Raw genomic sequence first — 780 nt, forward strand, 5'->3', positions numbered from 1 at the left:
CTACCGACGGCCTCGCCAAACAGCATCTGAATAACCTGTTTGTGTTACAGGAGCTGAAAGACAACCTGAACGTCACCATTAAAGCCACACTGCGCATGCTGCTGATGACAGACAAAAAAGAGCTGAGCGACAGCCAGGCATTGATCGAAAAAACCAGCGCGCAAAACGGCAAGTTAGTGGAAAAACTGGAAGCCAATCTGCACGCGAAAGAAGTGCGCGCCATTCTGAGCGAACTGCAACAAAACCGTGTTGCCTTTGCCAAACTCGGGCGTGAAGCCGTTGGTATGACCCTGACCGACCGTCAGGCGGAAGCGGCCATACTGGTTAAAGGCCAATTGGAACCGGTGCAAACCGCCATGTTTGGCAACCTCAACACCATGATCCAACTGCAAAAAGATCTCACCGCCCAGATAGCGACCAACGCCGTGGCTGAAGCGGAAGAGGATGGTAACAGTCTGCTGATCCTCGCGGCACTCTCCGCCCTGTTAGCCGCCGTTATCGCCTGGTTTATCACTCGCCATATTAAAAAGCTGCTGGGCGGCGAGCCGATCTACGCCATGCAGGTGGTGCAAGAGATTGCGCAGGGTAATCTGGCCGTTCCGGTAACGCTCGCCGACGCGGATAACAGCAGCCTGCTGGCCGCCATGAACCATATGCGCGACAGCCTGAGCAAACTGGTGATTCAGGTGCGTGAAAGCAGCGAGTCTATCTCGACCGGTGCCAGTGAAATCGCCGCAGGCAGCACCGATCTCAGCCAGCGTACCGAAGAGCAGGCTGCCA

At 55.6% G+C, this 780-nt stretch carries 1 protein-coding gene; it reads left to right on the plus strand.

Annotation, left to right across the window (positions count from 1 at the left end; all coding sequences use genetic code 11):
* Window positions 1-780 (plus strand): MCP four helix bundle domain-containing protein (locus J5224_RS32090; RefSeq protein ID WP_264629000.1); only part of this gene is annotated, 780 nt, incomplete at both ends.

This window comes from Candidatus Symbiopectobacterium sp. NZEC135, assembly GCF_025962695.1.